Annotated in this window: 17 protein-coding genes; 12 read left to right on the top strand and 5 right to left on the bottom strand. The window is 40.5% G+C overall.

Features of this window, described 5'->3' with window-relative positions; genetic code table 11:
- Nucleotides 1–3 precede the first annotated feature (3 nt).
- Nucleotides 4–2,757 (bottom strand): dynamin family protein, encoded by a 2,754-nt coding sequence (locus tag BDR01S_RS13415; RefSeq protein WP_066251101.1) that lies wholly within the window; start codon nt 2,755–2,757, stop codon nt 4–6.
- Nucleotides 2,758–3,158: 401 nt separating this feature from the next.
- Nucleotides 3,159–4,895 (bottom strand): acyl-CoA dehydrogenase family protein, encoded by a 1,737-nt coding sequence (locus BDR01S_RS13410; RefSeq protein ID WP_066259702.1) that lies wholly within the window; start codon nt 4,893–4,895, stop codon nt 3,159–3,161.
- A gap of 98 nt (nt 4,896–4,993) precedes the next feature.
- Here BDR01S_RS13410 and BDR01S_RS13405 point away from each other — a divergent pair, with 98 nt between their 5' ends.
- Nucleotides 4,994–5,500, top strand: a complete 507-nt coding sequence (locus BDR01S_RS13405; protein WP_066251099.1) for a hypothetical protein — start codon at nt 4,994–4,996, stop codon at nt 5,498–5,500.
- A gap of 70 nt (nt 5,501–5,570) precedes the next feature.
- On the opposite strand, the gene BDR01S_RS13400 is transcribed toward BDR01S_RS13405, so the two are convergent.
- The 3 genes from BDR01S_RS13400 to BDR01S_RS13390 all read right to left on the bottom strand — a co-directional run bounded on the left by BDR01S_RS13400 (nt 5,571) and on the right by BDR01S_RS13390 (nt 7,873).
- Nucleotides 5,571–6,293, bottom strand: coding sequence for an amino acid ABC transporter ATP-binding protein (locus tag BDR01S_RS13400; protein ID WP_066251095.1), 723 nt, complete (start codon nt 6,291–6,293; stop codon nt 5,571–5,573).
- Nucleotides 6,290–6,946: an amino acid ABC transporter permease gene (locus BDR01S_RS13395; RefSeq protein WP_066251092.1), complete on the bottom strand. Its 657-nt coding sequence runs from the start codon at nt 6,944–6,946 to the stop codon at nt 6,290–6,292. The genes BDR01S_RS13400 and BDR01S_RS13395 overlap by 4 nt, the downstream gene beginning before the upstream one ends.
- A gap of 99 nt (nt 6,947–7,045) precedes the next feature.
- A complete protein-coding gene (locus BDR01S_RS13390) occupies nt 7,046–7,873 on the bottom strand; it encodes a basic amino acid ABC transporter substrate-binding protein (protein ID WP_066251090.1) in 828 nt (275 codons plus the stop codon).
- A 476-nt stretch (nt 7,874–8,349) separates the two neighbouring features.
- On the opposite strand from BDR01S_RS13390, the gene BDR01S_RS13385 reads away from it, so the two are divergent.
- The 11 genes from BDR01S_RS13385 (at nt 8,350) to ilvN (ending at nt 19,602) form a co-directional block, all read left to right on the top strand.
- Entirely contained in the window at nt 8,350–9,342 is a 993-nt protein-coding gene (locus tag BDR01S_RS13385; protein ID WP_066251088.1) for an NADPH:quinone oxidoreductase family protein, read from the top strand.
- A gap of 168 nt (nt 9,343–9,510) precedes the next feature.
- Nucleotides 9,511–9,900 (top strand): hypothetical protein, encoded by a 390-nt coding sequence (locus BDR01S_RS13380; protein WP_066363190.1) that lies wholly within the window; start codon nt 9,511–9,513, stop codon nt 9,898–9,900.
- Nucleotides 9,901–10,086: 186 nt separating this feature from the next.
- Nucleotides 10,087–10,224 (top strand): protein YkzB, encoded by a 138-nt coding sequence (ykzB, locus tag BDR01S_RS25775; RefSeq protein WP_166256179.1) that lies wholly within the window; start codon nt 10,087–10,089, stop codon nt 10,222–10,224.
- Between the two features lie 96 nt (nt 10,225–10,320).
- Nucleotides 10,321–10,647 carry a MerR family transcriptional regulator gene (locus BDR01S_RS13375; protein ID WP_174523450.1) on the top strand — a complete coding sequence of 109 codons (327 nt, stop codon included), beginning with the start codon at nt 10,321–10,323 and terminating at the stop codon, nt 10,645–10,647.
- A 213-nt stretch (nt 10,648–10,860) separates the two neighbouring features.
- Nucleotides 10,861–12,120 (top strand): ammonium transporter, encoded by a 1,260-nt coding sequence (locus BDR01S_RS13370; protein ID WP_066251085.1) that lies wholly within the window; start codon nt 10,861–10,863, stop codon nt 12,118–12,120.
- 73 nt (nt 12,121–12,193) lie between these two features.
- Nucleotides 12,194–13,141, top strand: coding sequence for a DUF294 nucleotidyltransferase-like domain-containing protein (locus BDR01S_RS13365; RefSeq protein WP_066251083.1), 948 nt, complete (start codon nt 12,194–12,196; stop codon nt 13,139–13,141).
- A gap of 1 nt (nt 13,142) precedes the next feature.
- Nucleotides 13,143–13,874, top strand: a complete 732-nt coding sequence (locus BDR01S_RS13360) for an exonuclease domain-containing protein (RefSeq protein WP_066251080.1) — start codon at nt 13,143–13,145, stop codon at nt 13,872–13,874.
- A 409-nt stretch (nt 13,875–14,283) separates the two neighbouring features.
- The gene (gene ilvE, locus BDR01S_RS13355) at nt 14,284–15,192 is read left to right on the top strand and encodes a branched-chain-amino-acid transaminase (RefSeq protein ID WP_066251078.1); all 909 of its coding nucleotides are present in this window, start codon (nt 14,284–14,286) and stop codon (nt 15,190–15,192) included.
- An 11-nt stretch (nt 15,193–15,203) separates the two neighbouring features.
- Nucleotides 15,204–16,874, top strand: a complete 1,671-nt coding sequence (ilvD, locus tag BDR01S_RS13350) for a dihydroxy-acid dehydratase (protein WP_066251075.1) — start codon at nt 15,204–15,206, stop codon at nt 16,872–16,874.
- Between the two features lie 482 nt (nt 16,875–17,356).
- Nucleotides 17,357–19,084 carry a biosynthetic-type acetolactate synthase large subunit gene (gene ilvB / locus BDR01S_RS13345; protein ID WP_066251072.1) on the top strand — a complete coding sequence of 576 codons (1,728 nt, stop codon included), beginning with the start codon at nt 17,357–17,359 and terminating at the stop codon, nt 19,082–19,084.
- Complete coding sequence (ilvN, locus tag BDR01S_RS13340) at nt 19,081–19,602, top strand: acetolactate synthase small subunit (protein ID WP_066251070.1); 522 nt, start codon at nt 19,081–19,083, stop codon at nt 19,600–19,602. Before ilvB ends, ilvN begins: the two co-directional genes overlap by 4 nt.
- Nucleotide 19,603: the final 1 nt, after the last annotated feature.

Below are 19,603 nucleotides of genomic sequence, written 5' to 3'. Positions count from 1 at the left end.
CAGTTAGTATATGGTTTGCATGCCTTTGCCTGCTACGGTCATCCATTCAAATTGACGCAGCCTAACTTCAAACAGCGTTAAAGGATCGCGGAACATTTCAGGATTGGTATTCATATTCGTCAGCATTTCTTGGTTCGTCTGAATTCCTGAACGAGCTTCTTCCGCTGAACGATTTAACAAATTCAATGGATTCTTGAAAAATAGGATAACATCTCGTTCCAATGATTTTTCAAACAGCTCAAATTGCCGGAAAAACTGTTGATTGACTGCTGAAATAGCCTCAATATAATCCTCATTTTCTACAAAAGCTTTGTATTTATTAAAGAGGAGTGCCTTATTTTGTGACAGGGCACCAAACAACTTCCCAGCGCTTTTTAGTAAAAATTGCGAAGGTGTTCTGCGCAGTAGAATATTGATCGTTTCCAGTTGGAAGCGACTTGTCATTCGATCAGTATCGCGGTGCCAATCATCAAGCACCTTGAAATCACAATCAAGGACGAGGCGTTCTTCCCCATACATGTGATTAAAACTTTCACCGATTTCATTCAAAAATTCCTGACTCTGCACGAACTCCTCATTACAGCCCTCAATCCACTCTTGGAGCAAGCGGTAATATTTAGGCAGTACTGTCTGATCTAGGTACTCCTCTAGTCTTTTATTCATCTCATCATTAAGTTCTAAGTGAATCTTGCTAAAATTGCTGTCTTCTTTTATAGAAGTAGAACACTCTTGAAGCATTTTTGGAACGGTCACTGCAATATCCTTTTCGATTGTCTCTTTGATGGCACGGTATGACTGTACAACGGCTTTTGTTTTTTGTGTCTCCGTATCCTTCAATTGATTAACGGCACCCGTTAACTTCTGTAGCATTTCCTCGTTCCAGCGGACCGATTCTACCAATTGATTTTCAACTTCCAGCCGTTTTTGCATGAGACCGGCGATTGTGGTTCGGATAAAGAATAATAGCTTTGCCAGACGTTTGTCTTCGATGTTTCTTGTATTTTTAATCGATTGGATAAACTCTTTTAAGTCCTTTAACTGTTGGCTGCTTTCATATTGCGAAGAAAAAGCGAACACTTCCGCATCAGGTAAATAGGATTGAATTCTCGTCCTGGTTTCATCGAAAACTCTTATCGCTTCTTGCTCATTGACTAGCGTATCCGTCTTACTGAGCAGAAAATGGACAGGAATATCAGGTGCTAACTCTTGGATTTTCGCAAGGACTGTTCGTTCCTTATCTGTAAACGGTGCGTTGGCATCGAGTACAAACAAGACGGTATCGGCCAATTGCAGATTCTTCAATACTTCATAGGAGTCATTATAGTTTCCTTTTAATCCGGGAGTATCAATGAGCGCAACCTTATTTTCCTGCAAAAAGGCATTTGGGCGCTTAAATTCAATCATCGATTCCAAGGCATTACGGCGGCGGTCCATCCGTTCTTGAAAATCGGAAAAACCGGATAAACTTGTAATCTCTCGGTCTGTAATTTCCGTGATTTCTTCTTCCGTTGAATCTTTAAACATCACCAACGAAGAGGTTGGACTGTCCTGTAAATCTTCTCCAAGCACTAAGTTAACAAACGTCGATTTCCCACTTCCGCCTAACCCGGTAATAAGAAGATGCTGCGTGTCAAAATCGACTAACTTCTGGACAATCCATTTTACACGATGATTCTCACCCATCTCACTCGATTGTGCCCAATTCGTTATCGCATGAAATAGTGTCAGGCACTCTTCTAATTCGTCCATATCAGATTCCGTCATGCTAATTAATTTTTCAGCATCACTTACGATTGACATACTGATGCTAGCCGGAAAAAGCTCATTCCATGAGAGAACAGCCGCGGCTGCAAGCACGGTATCTTTACGATCCGCTAGTCGTAACCAGTTGGTCAGGAAGTCGGGAATAAAATCCTGCAGACTTTTAATGAAATACCTACCATCAATTAAATTAAAAAATGCTTCCTTATGATGGCCCGAAAGAACAGATAAGTTTCCTGATTGGTTGATATCCAGATTTAATAACAGTTGGTTCATTTCTCTAATCCAGGTAAAATACGATTCATCATTCTTATAGCTGTCCCAAAGTGTAGAAACAAGTCTTTCAAATATTGGTTTATTCAGGCTGAACAATTCAAATAATGCCTGGGAAAAATAACTCGGCGCATGATTTCTTGTCACACCCTTTTCCACGTAAGAAATAAGCATTTCATACCACTCTAATGATTCTGTTCGTTTTGCTTCGTTTATTGCCAGTTCAACTGCATGATTCCAGTCCTGCTGCTCCTCAAAAAAGTTACGCGCGATTTCTGTTACATTCGGATAATCCGGGTTTGAGATGATTGTTTTTTTAATCACGGCTAAGGCTAAGTCGAGCTTTCCACGCTCGATATACAACGAAAATAATTGTAAGGCTACTTCTGTATTTAAAGTGAGATTATTAGTCGCAATCGCACAATAGAGATCTTCGGCCGTTGATAATAGACCTAACTCATAATAAGCATCGGCTGTATTTTTCTTCGCCCACGGTTCCAGTTCATTGATAATATTCTCCCACTTAAAAATGGCAGCCTCATAATCTTTATGATGGAAATATACTTCACCCTGCGCGTAACGAATCGTGGATAAATCAGGTAGGTCCTTTACCGCTTCTTCCTGAAACAATTCACCAAGCACCTGAATCGGATGAATATTTTCATGTTCATTAATGAACATTTCATAATACGTTTTCTGTTTTAATTGTGTCTCTAACGTCATATCTTTCCCTCCAATTACAACCACTCTCTGTCATTCTTATGGAAAAGAGGCCTAATTATTCTATATACTATTCGACCAATTATCTGATTATAAGTCCCAATTATACGATTCTAACAGAGCAATTTTTAAAAAAGATGACAATAGTATTTCATTTTGGAGACATATTACATATGTTTCGGGACTTATTACATATTCTCGGACTCTTATTACATCTTTTTCGGAACTTATTACATATTCTCGGACTCTTATTACATCTTTTTCGGAACTTATTACATATTTTCAGTGGCTTATTACATATTTTCCAAAACTTACGACATTTACTGGATATTAATTGGAAACCCCATCATTTATAAGCGGAAAATAAGCCTGCCACCTTAATGGCAAGCCTAACTAGTGATCATTTATCTTGCCGTCACCGGTTTCTCACTCTTTATATTCAACACAATTTCATCAAAATAATTGACTGTTCTCATTTCTTCATTAAATAAGTAAGCAGACTTCCAGGTTTCCTCTAAAAATACCTCCATTACCTTGATCGCACGACGGTCACCACTTGCTGCCTGTTCCAGTGCGACAATACTCTCAAAAATTTTCACCATAAGTTCGGCTGCCTTTTTCGAGTGAAAGGTTTTATGGTCGGTAGATGCCGTACGTAATGATTTCGATAAGTTTTGTAATTGAATTAATTTATTTTCTATCAAATAAGTCCACTCAGAAGGCAAATGAGCAACCCCCCGTAAGCGTTGAGTCATCTCTTCTAAAAACAGTTCCTCTGCTTTATACTTCTCGATTAACCTTAGAACCTCCAACCCAAGAATATTGGCAGTTCCTTCCCAGACAGTCAGGACCTGGGCATCCCGTAATAGTCTCGGAGTAACGAAGTCTTCGATATATCCATTCCCACCGTGTATCTCAATCACTTCGTGTGAAAAATGAATTGCTTGTTCTGCTGTTTCTTTTTTCAAAAGGGCGATATAGAGTCGATTGAGAATAGTTTCTTTCTGACTTGCTTGATTATTCATGACCCGCTCAAACAATGGAAGATAGGTGAAAACGGTCCGGGTTTCAATTTCCAGCTTTACAGCCAGACGTGTCAGCGTGTCCTTGATCATTGGATAGTCAACGAGTTTACTTCCAAACGCATCCCTTCTATAGGCATACTCTTTTGCTTCATGATAGGCCCTTCTCATAATTCCTAAAGAGGCAACAGCATTGCAGACTCTTGAGAGATTAAGAGCTTCCATCATATAGTAAAAGCCTTTCGCCGGATCGCCAACCACAAAAGCGTCGGCGCCTTCAAATTCTACCTCCGCAGAAGGGACGGCCCTGACGCCTAGCTTATCCTTTAAGCGTCGTATCCGAATTCCATTAAGTGAGCCATCCGGTTTATGCCAGGGAACAGCAAACAAAGTCAGCCCCTTTGTCCCGGACGGCGCCTCTTCTTTCCGTGCTAAAACCATGGCCACCCCGCACATACCAGCATTGGAGGCAAAGTATTTTTCTCCATAAAGTTTGAAGTGGTCACCGTCTTCAATAGCCTTTGTTTCATTTGCGCCAACATCAGAGCCGCCCTGGCGCTCTGTTAAAAATGTCGCTCCCTCATAGAGTGGGACCTCACCTGTTGAAAGAACATGCGGCAAAAACCGCTCCTTCATTTCGTCAGAAGCATATTGGGTAAGTAAATAAGCAGTGGCCATCGACAAGGTGACGGGACAATAGAATCCCGGTTCTGTTTGTGAGAGCAGATACCCTTGTGCATAAGAGTAAATGTAATTTCCCTTTTCCCCGAGGGCTGGAATTTCTTTATGGACATATCCGACAATTCCGGTATTGTAAGTTTCCTCAACGGTTCTCCTGTAGCCTTCGTTCACCCAAACTTCAGAAATATCTTCACCGTACGCATCGTATTTGTTTAAGCGCGGCTGTCCTTCCCGGTCCGTAAACCTGGCCCGGGCATCAATATCAGTAGCACATTTCTCACCAAAGACTGTCAGTTCCTTGTCTGCAAATTCGAAAAAGGCTGGATCGAGTAACTCTTTAACCAATTCTTGAAAATGTACATCGTCTTTATAAAAATTCAAATTGGGAAACCTCCTATTTTTCAGAATAATCAATAAATAAAGTATATCATTTTCCATTGCAGTAAAAAATAAGTTTAGGCTGATTTTGGACATCCTTTCCTTTTAATCTACTTTCAACGTATAATTGGTTCAAATGCATAAAGGGGAAATCTTCGTTGGAAAAAGAACAAGCTATTTTTTTAGCAAACTGTATCGAGACCTCTAACCCATCGTCCTATGGGATTAAAAAACTAGAAATTACCTGTGGCAGCTTGCCGAAGTTCCATCAATGGACAAACGGGAAACCCACATTAGCTGCCTATGAGGTAACCCGGCCAGAAAACGATACGGGCTATTATTTTGTATTCATTGATTGGCATCGAAATGACAACTATTATTTAGTCATTTATGCACATGACCGGTCCACTACCTGTGCTGAAATCAGAAAGATTCAAGAGATTAACGGAGATTCATATATTGTTTGGTCATACATACCATTAAAACGAGACGGAAAAAATAACCAAAGAAAAGCCTATTTTAAGCAAATGTTCGGTTCAACAACCGTTCAAATCAAACTGCCTGCTACACCATTTGAAGTCGAAGTATTTTTGGGACAATTATTTAGACTCTGTCAAAACAGGATAAAAGCAGACCGAATCGTAGAAGTGTTTGATGTGGAATAATGAATGAAGTGTAAGTGGAATCAAGGAAAACTAGCATAGGAAAAGGGAGGCCTTTCCGCCTCCCTTTTGGTTATAGTACTTTACTTAAAAACGCCTTCGTTCGTTCTTCCTTCGGGTGATCAAATAATTCAACTGGAACATTTTCTTCGACAATCAAACCGCCATCCATAAAAATCACCCGATCGCCCACTTCTTTGGCAAAGCCCATTTCATGTGTGACGACCACCATTGTCATGCCTTCTTTAGCCAGGTCCTTCATAACCTCCAATACCTCGCCGACCATTTCTGGGTCCAGCGCTGAAGTTGGTTCATCAAAAAGCATAATTTTCGGTTCCATGGCTAGTGCCCTTGCAATCGCAACACGCTGCTTTTGCCCTCCAGATAAAGAGTCGGGAAAGGCATCTGCTTTTTCCTCTAAGCCGACTTTACGTAAAAGCTCCAAACCCTTAGCCCTTGCTTTTTCTTTGGGAATATTTCTTACTTTCATGGGTGCGAGCATAATATTATCAATGACTTTTTTATGCGGAAAAAGATTGAATTGCTGAAACACCATGCCCACTTCTGTTCTTACTTTATTGATGTCTGTATTTTTATCAGTCAAATCGATGCCTTCAATTAAGACATGACCACCCGTAATCGTTTCCAGCATATTTATGCAGCGAAGGAAAGTCGACTTTCCGGAACCGGATGGTCCGATTACTACGACTACCTCTTGATTCTTGACCGTCACATTGATGTCCTTGAGGACCTCGTTTTTGCCAAAGGATTTTTTTAAATTCTTCACCTGAATCATTCGGTTGCCAACCTCCTTTCAAGAAGATTTAACAGGAAGCTTAAGGAAAGTGTTAACACTAGATAAATTACTGCTGCCGCAATATACGGTTCCCAGACACGGAAATATTGTCCTTGCATCGCTCGTCCCCAATACATAAGTTCAGGAGCTGCAATTAAAGCTGCCAGCGATGACTCTTTGATTAAGACAATAAATTCATTTCCAAGTGGTGGAATCATCCGTTTAAAAGCTTGCGGAAGGATAATAAACCGCATAGCTTGTACATGATTCAACCCTAAAGAACGAGCGGCCTCCATCTGCCCCCGATCAATCGATTGAATTCCTGCGCGGAAGATTTCAGCAATATATGCCGCAGCATTTAAAGATAAAGTAAGTATAGCAGCTAAAATGGGATTTGTTTTATCTAGAAAAAGAGGTACAACGGCAAAATGGATTAATAATATTTGAACAAGTAATGGTGTGCCTCGAAAAAAGGTAATGTAAATGGTAAAAGGCCAAGCGAGGAGCTTATTTTTCATAATTTTCCCTAATCCAACTAATAAGCCAAGAATGGTACCAATCAAAATACTGGCGATTGAAAGCCCAATGGTTAGTATCGTTCCCTTAAGAAAAAAAGGAGCATATTCGACTAAAATATCCCAACGAAAATCCATACGTAAATCCCCCTATTAACAACAAGCTAATTATATGAATCTAACTAGCAAAAATTGCGTAACTGCTATAATAGGAGTTACGCAATTTCTTAAGCAATATTACTGCTGATCCTTTAGGATCTGTGTATCCGGTTCTACTTTAAACCACTTCTTGTAAACTTCTGCATAGGTTCCGTTATCAATAACTGCTTTCACAGCCTTATCAAAGTCTGCTTTAATCTTGCTGTCTTTTGGAAACATGAGTCCGTAAAACTCCTTAGCAAAAGCAGCTGAATCCTCAATTACCACGAAATTATCTTTCGGGTTGTTTTTTACATATTCCTCAATAACCGTGTTATCAGCAACGACCGCATCTGCTCCGCCGCCTTTAAGTTCTAAGATTGCTAGATTATTATTTTCAAACTTTTTAATTTTATCACTATTTTTGCCTAAAAGACCTTCAACCGCTTCTTGTCCAGTTGTCGCATTTTGAACAGCTATCGTTTTATTATTTTTTAAATCGGCTGCACTCTTAATGTCGCTATCTTTTGGAACGAGGATCTTGTTAGTTGATAAAAAGTATGGTACTGAAAAATCATAGCTTTGTTTTCTTTCATCGTTAATCGTGATAGAGGAAATTCCAATGTCGGCGATTTTCTTATCTAATTCAACGAAGATTGGATCCCAGCCAACATGCTCCACATTGATTTTATAGCCGGCTTCCTTTGCTACTGCATTAATAAAGTCGATATCAAACCCGACAACTTCCCCTTTATCCTGGTATTCAAACGGTGCATAGGCAGCATCTGTAACGACACGTAATGTTTTCTTTTCTGCATCCCCACCCGTTGTTTTTGTACCACTTGTACTTTTACTCGTTCCACAGGCGGAAAGAACTAAGAGAAGTGCCACCATTAATACAGTCGAAACTAATTTTAATTGCTTCATTTTTCTACCTCCAATATTTTTTCTAAAAAGTATTTTTTAAAAAGATTAATAATATTTTGAATATACATGATTATAACCTGTTTTGAGTTTATATTCAATATTTTAAATATTTTACTATATTAATACTGTAATAAACTGAAGTGTTAAAAATCGCACAATAATATCTTTTGTCGAATTCCAATATTGTGAAAATCACCAATTTATTCTTTGTTCGTGGAATTACTTATTCAGGATTTCCTATGAAGGAAATCCTAAATAAGTAAAATTAACCAGACGAGAATTATACGGATGTGAATGCATGCGTTATACAAGATTGTGGATTAGCTTAGTAAACGAGGCAGCCCGCCTTCAGTCATTCAACTCTGAAGGCGGCTTTTGGGTCTACGTCAACCTTATACCTGTCACCTCCCTGTCATTGATTAGTTGCAGGTGTTTAGATATATTTAACAAATCGAGATTTCAGAGGGGGTTAAAAAATGAACGAACCATTTAAGGCATTAGTCGTTAACAAAACAGAAAGTGACTTTACTGTAAACATAAAAGAATTAACCATTCCAGACCTTCCAGCGGGTGACGTTCTAATCAAGGTCGGCTATTCAAGTATCAACTACAAGGATGAATTGGCGAGTACCCCTGATGGGAAAATTGTCAGATCCTACCCTTTCATTCCAGGAATCGACTTAGCGGGTGTCGTGATCCGTTCGAATGATGCCCGTTTTAAAGCAGGCGATGAAGTGATTGCTACTAGTTATGAGATTGGTGTCTCTCATTATGGCGGCTTTAGTGAATATGCCCAGCTTCCCGCTGAATGGGTTGTTCCATTGCCTGAGGGTTTATCATTAATAGAAGCAATGGTTTACGGTACCGCTGGTTTCACCGCAGCATTATCCGTTCAACGCTTAGAGGAAAATGGAGTAACACCTGATAAAGGAAGTGTTCTTGTTACTGGTGCTACAGGCGGGGTTGGCAGTATCGCTGTAGCCATACTTGCAAAACGTGGCTATCATGTAGTTGCAAGTACTGGTAAACAATCAGAACATGATTTCCTCATTGACTTAGGAGCGAGCGAGATTCTTTCCCGTGAGGATGTTACAGGAGAAAAAACCAGAGCGTTAGATAAGCAGCTTTGGGCGGCTGCAGTCGATCCAGTTGGCGGCAAAACACTTGCCTCTATTCTTAGCAAAATAACGTACAACGGCTCTGTGGCAGTTAGCGGTCTTACTGGTGGCGGCGATGTCCCTACAACCGTATTCCCTTTCATTCTAAGGGGCATAAATTTGCTCGGTATTGATTCCGTATATTGCCCAATGGAAACTAGACTGGCCTTGTGGAAGCGGATGGCCACTGACTTTAAACCAGATCATTTATTAAAAGTAATGACAAAGGAAGTAACTCTTGAAGAATTACCCAATTATTTATCCTCAATTCTTAAAGGTGAAGCACGAGGAAGAACCATCGTAAAGCTATAAAAATTTCAATTCTGAGATGACTTTAGTCATCTCATTTTTTATTTTATGGTAAAGCTCCTAGAGATGTATATCCATATAGCCAGAGGCTATCAATGGGCATTCGCCGTTACTCCCTCCATACACCTACATAATCTATAAGGTATTTACCACATAAGGAGAGATGCCTAAATGAATCCGTATGGTTATTATCAAATGCCTCAAATGTCCCAAATGCCGATTGATCAAAATGTCTATGTCCAACCTGAACAAATGAATTACTATGGTCAACCTGAACATGTAAATTACTACGAGCAACCAGAATCATTTAATAACATTGTACAGCCTGAGCAATTTAATCCCTATTTACCGGAACAATATGACCCTGCAAGACAGCCACAGCAGGTTGAACGCAGACTTACTCAATTGGAGAGGGCTAATGAACGCCAAGAACGGGAGATCGATCAACTACAACGCCAAGTAGCTCAACTTGACCGCCGACTCCAACGAGTAAATCAACGCCTGCGTGCCGTTGAAAGAAGATTTAACATCCCATTCACACCATTTGACGGAGAATACTAAGAATAACTTGAAGAACCGGACACTTGCCCGGTTCTTTTTGCATTCACAATCTCATCGTCAGATTCTTTTCCCAACCCTAAGGTTACGAATTAAAAATCCTGTCAGTTTATCTAACAAAACCACTGACAGGATGTGAAAATTCAGTTAACTTTTCATTATAAACAATGAATGAAAGGAAGATTTCAAATGTATCGAAGAAACGATATAAAACTCGCTGAAAGAATCCTTCAATTAGATAAATTAAGAGATGAGTTGTATGAAGAACTTATGAAAACAATGGGCTCCCAAGCGAACGAACTTTTAAGGAGATTGCAAAATTATTAATTTTAGTTTAAAAGTCTAGTCCCATGTAAGAAAATCTAACATATAATATAATAAAGAGAAAAACATGTGAAAATTAGGGTGTGGTGAGCGAATAAAATGGGAAAAGACATGTCTTATAAAGATAAAAAGGTTATTACCATTGGAATCGTCAGGGACCTCACCGGTCTCTCGGAACGACAAATACGCTATTACGAAGAACGGAAGCTTATTTTTCCTGAAAGGTCTGCTGGAGGAAGCCGCAAATTTTCCTTTTCAGATGTGGAATTACTGATGGAAATCGCCAATAAGATTGAAGACGGCATTCAAACACATGATATTAGGAAAGAGATGCTGCGTGAGCAAAAGAAACACAACCAAGAAGATGTCCGCAGAAAAATGATCCAGGGGCAGCTAAACGCCCAATTTGGTTTACGGAAAAAGTGAGAAGCTTATCTTCCTCCCCATTCCTTTTAAAAAAAGGGATGGGCTTTTTCATTCCTTCCTCTCCAATTAGTAAACAGCAGGGATTATCCCCCACTTTTAAAAAGCATGTTAGATTTCCTTCCAAACTTATAGAAACCAATTCAGAATCATGTAAGAATACTTACATACCAAATGTTAAGAAAATTAACACCATTTAAAAAAGGGGGAGAATAAATGGATACTTTATTCTTAATGAACAGTCTTTGGGTAATGCTAGGTGCAATACTTGTCATTTTAATGATCGGCGGGTTCATCCTATTAGAAACAGGTTCCACCCGCATGAAAAACGCAGGACATATTGCTGGTAAAACTATTCTCACATTTAGTATTGGCTCGATTGTATTTTGGGCAGTTGGATTCGGATTAATCTTCGGTAAAGGAAATGCTCTCATCGGATTTTCAGATTTCTTATATTCTGGCTATGATATCGATAGTTTATCACTCTCTGGCTCCGTTTTCTTTTTATTCCAATTAGCTTTTGCAGGGATTTCCTTAACAATTGCCTTTGGCGGTTTTGCTGAACGAGCAAAATTAGCAGTATATCTAGTATTCGCGGTATTATTTTCTGTTATAGTTTATCCACCAATTGCTCACTGGATCTGGGGCGGCGGCTGGTTAGCGGAGATTGGTCAACAAGATTTCGCTGGTTCAACCGTTGTTCACTTAACTGGTGCCATGGCGGCCTTGGCAGCGACGATTTTATTAAAACCACGGATTGGAAAATTTAATAAAGATGGTTCCGCCAATAATTTAGCGGGTCATAACCAAGTATTTACGGCATTAAGTGTTTTACTTTTATGGGTTGGTTGGTTTGGGTTTAACGCAGGCAGTACTTTATCTGTTGACAAAGGCTTCTTCGGTTTCGTCGCATTAAACACAAACCTTAGTGCTGCAGCCGGTACTGTTGCAGCCATGATTATCTCTTGGATCGTATTGGGTAAGGCAGATGTTCCAATGATGTTAAACGGGGCATTAGCAGGTCTTGTAGCGATTACTGCATCTTGTGCATTTGTTGATACCTGGGCCGCTGTGCTGATTGGTTTTATCTCTGGAATTCTAGTATTTTATAGCATTCGCTTCTTTGAGAACAGAGGAATTGATGATCCGATTGCGGCCCTCTCTGTCCATGGTACTGCTGGTGTCTGGGGAACATTATCCACTGGTTTCTTTGCAACAAAGGAATTAGCCACTGTCGGAAAACCTGGATTATTTTATGGCGGCGGCTTCCACCAGTTGGGAGTTCAAGCACTGGGCGTTATCGCCTCTGGTGCCTTCGCCCTTATTGCATCCTTTATCCTACTCGCCATTATTAAAAAAGCAATGAATGGCTTGCGTGTCACAGAGGAAGAAGAGATTATCGGCTTAGATATGAGCGAACATGGAAGCTATGGTTACCCAGAGTTACTCAAAGCAGAACATACAAAAGCTCTTTAAATACTTTAATAAGTGTGCAAGACCCATTTAAGTCTTGCACACTTTCTAGACTTTTTAGGCGGAGGTGAAGATTATGACGTACTCAGGAATTACTGATTATAGAAAAAACCAGATGAAGGATGCTGCCCGGGATCATTTTAAACTAAACAAACTCCATGACAGTTTAATAAAACAAGTTTTGGATATTTCCCTAAAAGAAGTAATCGCCAGATATGGTCCCCCGCCGGCAGCTTTTTCCTTTTTTGTAATGGGGAGTGCAGGACGTTTCGAACAATCAATTTGGAGCGACCAGGACCACGGCATCATTTATCTCGATTCAACTACGGAAGCAAAGACTTATTTTTTATCATTAGGCAAGGAAATTTCAAAAGGCCTCTATCAGGTTGGTTATCCTTATTGCGACGGGGGTGTCATGGCAGGAAATCCGTTCTGGTGTAAATCAAATACCGAATGGCAAAAACAAGTTAACAGCTGGGCACTAGACGCGTCCTGGGAATCGTTACGCTATCTACTTATTTTTATTGATGGACGTTCAATATATGGGCAGCATCAGCTTTTGGAACAACTAAAGAGCTTGGTTTATCAAACAGTCCAAAAAGAACAACTTTTACCAAGACTGACAACCAATACGCTTCATATCAAAAAAGGAATTGGCGTATTAGGTCAGCTATTAGTGGAAACACACGGGGTACATACCGGATCCCTCAATATAAAGGAGACTGCCCTCTTTCCATATGTGAATGGGGCTCGTTTATTGGCGGTGAAGGCAAATCTACAGCTGACCTCTACTCTATCAAGACTCGACAAACTGCAAATAGATAACAGGGACTTATATAAAGCGATGTTTTTAAAACTATTAAACTATCGTCTTCTCTATGCCAGCCAAACAGACTATGATTCCGGTCACTATCTACAGATAGACATCCTAGCAAAAGAGCAAAAAAATGAATTAAAAGACATCATAAAACATGGGATTACTTTTCATCAACTCGTAAGAAAATTAATCGAAAAGGAGGGATAACATGAGAATGAATGATCTGGCACAGTATTTTAGACAAATTTCCGGCAAGGTTAGTTCTAGTATATATGCTGGGATTCAAGGGCAAGGAAATCTACAACAACGCTCATTCATCCGCCAGCTTCAGAAAGAATTGAATGAAAAAAACAACTTAGATACCCCGCTTAACGAATTAGAAGTCGTCGTATTTGATTTAGAAACGACCGGTTTCTACCCAGAAAAAGGAGATCGAGTGCTCTCAATTGGAGCGGTTAAAATGATTGGTCAGCATATTGAAGAGAATGATTCTTTTTATTCTCTCGTCAAATCAGACCTCCCCCTATCCGAAGAAATCATAAATTTAACCAATATTCATGAGAGTCATTTAAGAGAGGCTCCGGAAGCCAAAGATGTTTTAATTCAATTTTTTAACTATGCAGAAAGCCATATTCTTGTTGCACACCACTCAAAACACGAAAAGTCCTTTATGCAAAAAATGACATGGGATCTGTTAAAGACTCGCTTTGAACATCGTATCATTGATACGTCCTTCTTAATTCGCATATCAGACCCCACCATGAAATCATTATCACTTGAGGAAGTTTGCAATAACTGTGGGATTGCCATTAAAGACCGCCACCATGCACTTGGCGATGCGATCATGACAGCGCAAATTTGGGCAAGCTATTTAAACATAGCTCAAAAAAGCGGATATAGTAATTTACGAGAAGTGTATGAACATCTTGCAAAGCTTTGAGCCTCAAAAAACTATCTTAAACTAGTTTTTTCTCGTAAGTGAATGCCCATTTCACCCTTGAAAGTCCAAAGAGTTTCCAACACCTCCATCTTACTTATATCTGAATATTCTCCCTGTTTTAATTCTTCAAAAAGACAAAATAACCTTAAAATAAAAAAATTTCAAAAAAATTTTTTTTGCTGTTTTCCTTATCACAACAATGATGTAAACGCTATCAACCTTTTTAATTTGTTTGAATTGTCAGATTTTTATGTTGACCATGTTTTCGATTGGTTGTATGATTATCGAAAATAATCATCTATTCATTCACTGCTATGGCACCTCACCATTGGGGTTGGGTATAGCAATATATTTTAAAAATTTAGTTTAGACACTTAAAGCGTTCTATCACAAAAGAGGAGTGGTTAGGTTGGGGAGTCAATGGATTTTCCTTGGCGGCGAATTCGTCAAGAAAGAAGATGCTGTAGTCTCAGTTTTTGATCATGGTTTTTTATATGGTGATGGTGTATTTGAAGGCATACGCGTTTATAGCGGAAACGTCTTCAGGCTCGATGCTCACCTGAAAAGACTATTTGAATCAGCACAATCCATTATGCTGAATATTCCATACACTCAGGAGGAAATGACACAGTTAATCGTCGATACAATCAGAAAAAATCAGCTGGATAGCGCCTATATTCGTGTCGTTGTTTCTCGTGGAAAAGGGAATCTCGGCTTAGACCCTTCATCCTGCGCGAAGCCAAGTGTCATCATTATTGCTGAAGAATTGAGTATGTATCCTAAAGAGTATTACGATCGTGGAATTAAAATTGCATCTGTTCCGAGTCGTAGGAATCGCCCAGATGTGCTAAGCCCACAGATTAAATCGTTAAACTACTTAAATAATATTCTTGTTAAATTAGAGGCTAATCAAGCTGGGGTTGAGGAAGCATTAATGCTGAATGATCAAGGTTATGTTACTGAAGGCTCCGCTGACAATATCTTTATTGTAAAAAATGGTGTCATCTATACCCCTCCTGTTTATTTAGGAGCGTTAGAGGGAATTACCCGGAACGCCATCCTTGATGTCGCAAGAGCCAAGGGCTATGACGTAAGAGAATCACCGTTCACAAGACATGATGTGTATGTGGCTGATGAGGTGTTCTTAACAGGAACAGCCGTTGAGGTAATTGCTGTAATTGATGTAGATGGTCGTAAAATTAAGGATGGAAAACCAGGCGTGGTTACGAAAGATTTATTAGAAGAATTTAGAAAAATTGTAACAACAGACGGTGTGGCTTGTTACCCAACAGGTACTAACCATGCAATCGTCAGTTAGGAGCTAGATAAATGCGTAGCGATATGATTAAAAAGGGAATTGATCGGGCACCCCACCGCAGCCTTTTATATGCAACAGGGGTAAAAACGAGTGACCTTGAAAAGCCGTTTATCGGTGTCTGTAACTCGTTCATTGAAATTATCCCAGGACACAAACATCTTAATCATTTCGGTGAGATTGTAAAAGAAGCCATCCGTGAAGCTGGCGGAATTCCATTCGAGTTTAATACGATTGGGGTCGATGACGGCATAGCGATGGGGCATATTGGGATGCGCTATTCCCTTCCAAGCCGTGAATTGATTGCCGACAGTGCTGAAACTGTAATTAATGCTCATTGGTTCGATGGCGTGTTTTACATTCCAAACTGTGACAAGATTACACCGGGAATGTTAATGGCAGCGGCAAGAACCAACGTTCCTTCTGTATTTGTATCAGGCGGACCGATGGAAGCCGGCGTCTCACCTTCAACTGGAAAGAACCTTTCTCTTACTTCTGTATTTGAAGGGGTTGGTGCTTACCATAACGGAACTATCAGCCAACAAGAGCTGCTAGAAATAGAAAACAATGCCTGCCCTACTTGCGGATCTTGTTCAGGGATGTTTACAGCAAACTCCATGAACTGTCTAATGGAAGTATTAGGGATGACTGTTCCTGGAAACGGAACAATTATTGCAACATCAGATGAAAGACATGAATTAATTCGGCAAGCGGCAAGACATTTAATCGAACTAGTGAAAAAAGATATTCGCCCACGTGACATTATTACGAGAGAAGCTATCGATAATGCTTTTGCCCTCGATATGGCGATGGGTGGTTCAACGAATACCGTACTTCATACATTGGCAATTGCCCATGAAGCTGGAATTGACTACGATTTACGCGAGATAAATAAAATTGCCGAAAGAGTTCCTTATCTGGCAAAAATTATGCCAGCATCCGATTATTCAATGGAAGACATTCATCATGCAGGCGGAGTTAGTGCCATTATTAATGAACTTTATAAAGTAAAAGGCGCCTTACATGATAATTGCTTAACCATTACCGGGAAAACTCTTTCAGAAAATGTGAAGGAAGCAACAATTACGAATGAAAATGTCATCCGGACAAAAGACAATCCATATAGCCCAGTTGGTGGACTATCCATCCTATATGGAAACATTGCTCCAGATGGCGGTGTAATCAAGGTTGGTGCCGTTGACCCTTCAATCAAAACCTTCTTGGGTGAGGCTATCGTTTTTGAAACCCAGGATGACGCACAAGAAAACATCAATAACGGTACCGTTCAAGCAGGCCACGTGGTGGTTATCCGCTATGAAGGTCCAAAAGGCGGACCAGGAATGCCTGAGATGCTCGCTCCTACTTCCGCCATTATGGGGCGTGGATTAGGGAAAGAAGTTGCCCTGATAACAGATGGACGCTTCTCAGGAGCAAGTCGCGGGATTTCCATCGGTCATATTTCACCGGAAGCAGCCGAAGGCGGTCCAATCGCCCTTGTTGAAAATGGTGATAAAATCTTAATAGATCTGGAAGCACGATCAATTGAACTTCTTGTAGATGACGAAGTTTTGGAAGAAAGACGTAAGGAATGGGTAAAACCAGAGCCTAAAATCAAAACTGGTTATCTTGCAAAATATGCAAAACTTGTTACATCTGCTAATACCGGCGGGATCATGAAATTTTAAACTACTTAAACCAATGGGAACTCGTAGTACCCCTCCCCTTCCCAAGGAAGCTAAGGTACTAGCGTTAAATGATATTCATTTGACAAAAAAATATTAATAAATCGATGACGGGAATAAAGGAATAAGATTTAGTATTTTCAGAGAGCTGGGGTTGCTGGAAGCCCAGTAATACAACTTATTCCGACATCATCCCTGAGTGTTGAGCCGAACGGTCCTGACTTTAGTAGGCTCAACCGGGTGTCCAAATACTTTTGAGCACCTGTTACAAAAAGAAGCGTTCTTTCCTTTAGTAGATCGCTTCATAAGGCAGTATTCGTAAGGATACTGTAAAACCGGGTGGTACCGAGAAAAAGGAAGGCCTTTTCTCCCCGATTATTCTGCTATTGAGGTTCTTGACTGCAGTTTATTAGGGAGATTGGGCCTTTTTACTATGTATTAGCTGAATCTTTAATATATTCAAAACCCTAAGGAGGGATTACGACGTGAAAGTAGAAGCAAAAAAGCTTGAGGTCCAAACTAGTACCGAGCCAAAGACCGGTGCAGACCTTCTCATCGACTTACTGAAAAAAGAAGGTGTGGAAACACTGTTTGGATATCCCGGTGGTGCCGTACTTCCAATATACGATGCCATTTATCGCGCCCAGGGTACAATCGAGCATATTCTCTTCCGACATGAACAAGGAATGATCCATGCTGCTGAAGGGTATGCCCGAGTTACCGGAAAACCTGGTGTTGTCATTGCTACCTCAGGACCTGGGGCAACCAACCTTGTAACCGGGATCACCGATGCGATGATGGATTCCCTGCCTCTCGTTATTTTTACCGGGCAGGTTGCACGTAGCGTGATTGGAACAGATGCCTTCCAAGAAGCGGATGTAATGGCGATTACCACACCAATCACCAAGCATAATTATCAGGTACAATCGATCGAGGACTTACCACGCATCGTCAAGGAAGCCTTTCATATCGCTTCTACTGGACGACCGGGGCCCGTTTTGGTCGATGTGCCAAAAGATATTTCCGCAGGCTTTTTAACTGCAGAACCTGAAGAAGCGAGCATTGATTTACCTGGATATCAGCCAACAACAAAGCCAAATCCATTACAAATTAAAAAGCTTGCCGATTCGATTTCAAAGGCGATCAAGCCTGTCATTCTATCAGGCGCTGGTGTTCTCCATGGGAAAGCATCGGCTGAACTAACCGCTTTGGCAGAAAAACACCAAATCCCAGTAGTCACCACATTACTTGGACTAGGTACTTTTCCGGCAGATCATCCCCTTTCTTTAGGAATGGGTGGAATGCACGGAACCTATGCAGCGAACATGGCCATTTATGAATGTGACCTCCTAATCAACTTTGGAGCCCGCTTCGATGACAGACTAACAGGTAACCTTAAACACTTTGCACCTTTTGCGAAGGTTGCCCATATTGACATCGATCCAGCTGAAATTGGTAAAAATGTTCCAACAAGTCTCCCAATCGTTTCTGATACGAAAGAGGCACTTACTGAACTGCTTGGGCAGGATATTGAATCACCAAATTCTGCTCAATGGCTGGAAAAACTGGGCCAAAACAAGCAGGAGTATCCGCTTTGGTATAAACATGATCCAAACGGAATGTGTCCGCAATGGGTCATTGAAGCAGTCCATAAAGTTACAAACGGTGACGCCATTGTTGCAACCGATGTTGGCCAGCACCAAATGTGGGCAGCACAGTACTACACCTTTAAAGAGCCGCACCGTTGGATTACTTCCGGCGGACTTGGAACAATGGGCTTTGGCTTCCCTGCTGCGATTGGGGCACAAATCGCTGAACCGGACAGCACGGTCGTTGCGATTGTTGGGGATGGTGGTTTCCAAATGACACTACAAGAATTATCGATTGTTTATGAAAGAAACCTTCCAGTTAAAATCATCATCGTCAACAATGGTGCACTTGGAATGGTTCGCCAATGGCAAGAGCTATTACATGGTAACCGCATATCTGAATCGATTCTTCACTCTCAACCGAATTTTGTTAAATTGGCCGAAAGCTATTCCATTCGTGGATATCAGGTAAACAATCAAGAGGAACTTATCACAATTTTACCTGAAGTATTCGCCCATAATGGTCCTGTTCTTGTTGATGCACGTGTTCTTCAACAGGAAAAAGTCTTTCCAATGATTGCCCCTGGCAAAGGGATTCATGAAATGATAGGGGTGAAACCATGAAACGCATCATAACTGCAACCGTCCAAGATCGAGCCGGTGTACTCAACCGCGTAACCGGACTATTGCAAAGACGTCAATTCAATATTGAAAGTATCTCCGTTGGTCCAACAGAAACGGAAGGTGTTTCAAGAATGACCCTGGTTGTCGAGATTGAAGATGAACAGCGTCTCGAACAAGTCACAAAGCAGCTTAATAAACAGATTGATGTTTTAAAAGTTTCTGATATTACGGATAAAGCAGTCGTTGTCCGCGAATTGGCCTTGATTAAAGTAGCCAGCAGCAGCCAGCTCCGCAGTGAGATTAACGGAATCATTGACCCATTTCGTGCGATTGTGATTGACGTAAGTAAGGAAAGCTTAGCTATTCAAATCACCGGCAAACCTGAAAAAATTGATGCTTTACTAGAATTGCTTCGCCCTTTTGGAATTAAAGAGATTGCCAGAACAGGGTTGACCGCTCTATTGCGTGGGCATCAACCGCAAGTAAACGAACTAACTCACCACACCCTATTAAAATAAT

Origin of the sequence: Neobacillus drentensis NBRC 102427 (genome assembly GCF_001591445.1) — a bacterium.
Taxonomy (GTDB): Bacteria; Bacillota; Bacilli; order Bacillales; family Cytobacillaceae; genus Neobacillus; species Neobacillus drentensis.
The sequence above is the reverse complement of the archived record's forward strand: the minus strand, read 5'-3'. Positions and strand labels throughout refer to the sequence as shown.

Coding starts and splice junctions, on each gene's coding strand:
- BDR01S_RS13415 (WP_066251101.1), bottom strand. CDS start 2,757: ATGACGTTAGAGACACAATTAAAACAGAAAACGTATTATGAAATGTTC.
- BDR01S_RS13410 (WP_066259702.1), bottom strand. CDS start 4,895: ATGGAAAATGATATACTTTATTTATTGATTATTCTGAAAAATAGGAGG.
- BDR01S_RS13400 (WP_066251095.1), bottom strand. CDS start 6,293: ATGATTCAGGTGAAGAATTTAAAAAAATCCTTTGGCAAAAACGAGGTC.
- BDR01S_RS13395 (WP_066251092.1), bottom strand. CDS start 6,946: ATGGATTTTCGTTGGGATATTTTAGTCGAATATGCTCCTTTTTTTCTT.
- BDR01S_RS13390 (WP_066251090.1), bottom strand. CDS start 7,873: ATGAAGCAATTAAAATTAGTTTCGACTGTATTAATGGTGGCACTTCTC.
- BDR01S_RS13385 (WP_066251088.1), top strand. CDS start 8,350: ATGAACGAACCATTTAAGGCATTAGTCGTTAACAAAACAGAAAGTGAC.
- BDR01S_RS13380 (WP_066363190.1), top strand. CDS start 9,511: ATGAATCCGTATGGTTATTATCAAATGCCTCAAATGTCCCAAATGCCG.
- ykzB (WP_166256179.1), top strand. CDS start 10,087: ATGTATCGAAGAAACGATATAAAACTCGCTGAAAGAATCCTTCAATTA.
- BDR01S_RS13375 (WP_174523450.1), top strand. CDS start 10,321: ATGGGAAAAGACATGTCTTATAAAGATAAAAAGGTTATTACCATTGGA.
- BDR01S_RS13370 (WP_066251085.1), top strand. CDS start 10,861: ATGGATACTTTATTCTTAATGAACAGTCTTTGGGTAATGCTAGGTGCA.
- BDR01S_RS13365 (WP_066251083.1), top strand. CDS start 12,194: ATGACGTACTCAGGAATTACTGATTATAGAAAAAACCAGATGAAGGAT.
- BDR01S_RS13360 (WP_066251080.1), top strand. CDS start 13,143: ATGAGAATGAATGATCTGGCACAGTATTTTAGACAAATTTCCGGCAAG.
- ilvD (WP_066251075.1), top strand. CDS start 15,204: ATGCGTAGCGATATGATTAAAAAGGGAATTGATCGGGCACCCCACCGC.
- ilvN (WP_066251070.1), top strand. CDS start 19,081: ATGAAACGCATCATAACTGCAACCGTCCAAGATCGAGCCGGTGTACTC.